This window comes from Micromonospora sp. LOL_024 (genome assembly GCF_048060415.1).
In the GTDB taxonomy this organism is placed as follows: domain Bacteria; phylum Actinomycetota; class Actinomycetes; order Mycobacteriales; family Micromonosporaceae; genus Micromonospora.
This window is the reverse complement of the sequence record NZ_JBHMIS010000099.1, coordinates 1-2505: the sequence shown is the minus strand read 5'-3', so window position 1 is coordinate 2505 and position 2505 is coordinate 1. Positions and strand designations below refer to the sequence as shown.

The 2505-nt window shown below is 67.9% G+C and carries 3 protein-coding genes; 1 reads left to right on the top strand and 2 read right to left on the bottom strand.

What is annotated here, in order from left to right; all coding sequences use genetic code 11:
• Positions 1-443: 443 nt before the first annotated feature.
• Positions 444-1154, bottom strand: a complete 711-nt coding sequence (locus ACFHWY_RS28215; RefSeq protein ID WP_416583279.1) for a hypothetical protein — start codon at positions 1152-1154, stop codon at positions 444-446.
• Positions 1155-1581: 427 nt separating this feature from the next.
• Between ACFHWY_RS28215 and ACFHWY_RS28210 the strand changes: the two genes are divergently transcribed.
• Positions 1582-2202 carry an ISAs1 family transposase gene (locus tag ACFHWY_RS28210; protein WP_416583278.1) on the top strand — a complete coding sequence of 207 codons (621 nt, stop codon included), beginning with the start codon at positions 1582-1584 and terminating at the stop codon, positions 2200-2202.
• Between the two features lie 68 nt (positions 2203-2270).
• Here ACFHWY_RS28210 and ACFHWY_RS28205 read toward each other — a convergent pair.
• Positions 2271-2505, bottom strand: a 235-nt coding sequence (locus ACFHWY_RS28205) for a DUF4262 domain-containing protein (RefSeq protein ID WP_416583277.1), incomplete at its 5' end; no start/stop codon positions are given.

Genomic DNA, 2505 nt, shown 5'->3' with positions numbered 1-2505 from the left:
CTCGGTCGTCATCTGGCGTCTCTCCCTTGATCGGTCGATCAGCCGTTATTTGTACAGTCCCGGCCGGCGACGGTACCTCGATGACGCGAGCCTTGCCGTTGCGCCCTGTCGCCTGACAGGCCAAGCCGGGTGAAGGCGGGGCCGTCAGGCCCGCCCTCGCCGTCTTCTGCCCGCAGTGCAGCCCACGCCCGAGTTCATCTGCCACGACGCGCTCGCCGTGCACGCCGGAGAGGCGACGGCGGACAGTGCGGGGACCGGGCTGTTGACATCGGCGGGTGAGGGCCTCGAGTGTCGTGAAGCGTAGAGGCCGCTGGCGAGGAGGCGCCCGCAGGACCGTGGGTCTTCTCCGGCGGCCCCCAGCCCGAACGACGCATGCGACTCTCACCGCAGTCGCTGCCCACACCCCGTTGTCAACGGACGGGGTATCGCGTGGTCCTACCCGGTCAATGTGGTGCGGCGTTCTTCAGGTTGGACAGCAGGCGTGGGTCGATGTCGTCTGGCTTGAGTACCTCGGCGACGGGTGGGGCCTCGATCGGCAGGCGGTTACCGAACGAGCTGTAGAGGAGCTGCCATTCGCTGCCGTCCACTCCGGCTTGGTTGAAGTGGATCGTCAGGTTGGTGATCCGATCCTGTGGGTCGAGGGTGGCGGTGAACGGCACATCCGCGTTCGCCGGCAAGCTTCTGCGCGCCTCTGCGGTGAGCCGAGAATGCTGACGCAGGTCGAGGGTGCCGCGCACGGTCCGTCCGGTGATGAGGCGCGGCTCGACCACCGTCTCGACGAGTTCCCGCAGGTCAGTCGCCAGCTGCGTGCCGGTGAGAAGCGATGAGTCTTCACCGAGCATCTTCCTGAGATCGGCCGGGACCCACCCCTTAGGCGGCTCGCCGAAGCCGAAGAACCGGATCCAGCCTCTCTCGTCAACGGTCTTCACTTCGATCCATTGGAACTGCCCGGGCTGACGCACAGGGAAGTGGACAGCCATGTCGCTGCGCCGCCGCGCCGGATCGACCTTCATTTCGAGCCGGAGGGGATAACCGTCAGTACCTTCGCGCCTCATGGTGAACCGGACGGCGAAGGTGTCCTGGCCGACCTTCTCCGCGCCCTCCAGCAGCCACGTCTTCAGATCCTTCGTTGGCACTGCAGCCGGAAGACTCACCGTCGGTCGCGGTGGCGAGCTGTCGGCGCAGCCGCCCGTAGCGACCAGAACCACAGCGGTTGCTGCCGATAGAGCTACCCGGCCGGCGATGTGAGACCCTGACCCTCGATACAGACGAGCTGAGCCTGGCCACATTTTGATCAACAGGCATTCCTTCCTCGGGGTCCTGGCACCGCCCACGCGCACCGTGTCCGTCAGCAGAGTCCGTACGGGCGCCTCGCCGCAACAGGTGAACCGAGGTGATGACACCGAGCCCACGTAGCGCGCCAGCAAGTTACAGCAACCCCAGGGCTCAGGCAAGGTAGCGATATGCCGTCGTGAGTGTTCGGGGCGGACGCTCCTAGTCATGGGGGTATAAGGCCGGGCGCGGCCTTTCGGTGATCATCCAGGTAGTCAAAGCCGAAAGATCATCCGAGGACCGCGTCCGTTGGGAACATCGTCGCTGATCGGTGTGCTGGCCGTGCACGCGGATCATGTTGGAGTGTCGCTGCCTGCCTCGTGCCGGGCGGGTCTGGTCGAGGCGTTGATGGCCGTGCCGGACCGGCGGGACCCGCGGGGCGTGGCGCATCCCCTCGCGGGAGTCCTGGCGACCGCGGTCGCGGCGGTGCTGGCCGGTGCCAGGTCGGCGGCGGCGGTCGCCGAGTGGGCGAACGACGCCCCGCAGGAGGTCCTCGCCGGGCTCGGCGCATGGCGGGAACCGGTCACCGGGGTGTATCGGGCGCCGGACGAGTCCATCCTGCCGCAGATCCTGGCCGGTGTCGACGCCGACGCCCTGGACGACACAGTCGGCCGGTGGATCGTCGCCTCCCGGCCGGCGATGACCACAGGTCGGTGGGTGTACAGCGTGGACGGCAAGACGCTGCGGGGCAGCGGCCCGGCCGGTGAACAGGTGCATCTCCTCGCAGTGCTGGACCAGCACACCGGGACCGTCCTCGGCCAGGTCGACGTCGACGGCAAGACCAACGAGCTGACCCGCTTCCAGCCGCTGCTGGACCCCCTCGACCCGACCGCGGTGCTCGTCACCGCCGACGCGTTACACACCCGCTGACGATGCCGGTGCCATCCGAGCGCGGCATGGGCGCCCGAATCCCGGCGGATGGCGGTTGGCGTGCTCTGCTACAGCTGGGCGATCAGCGGCTGTGCCTGCGGGTCGAAGTTGTACCCGTCGTCCCAGGGGAACTGGCCCTGCTGGTCGGGCCACACCAGCTGCTGGAGGCGGATCTGGTCGTGCCTGTAGCGGTTGATCGCCATTGCGGGGAGCAGTTCGTCGGTGGGTGGCCCGTCGATGATGATGGCGTCGTGGCCGGCGATGAGGTCGCTGATGCGCTGGCCGTGGGTGAACCGTCCGGCC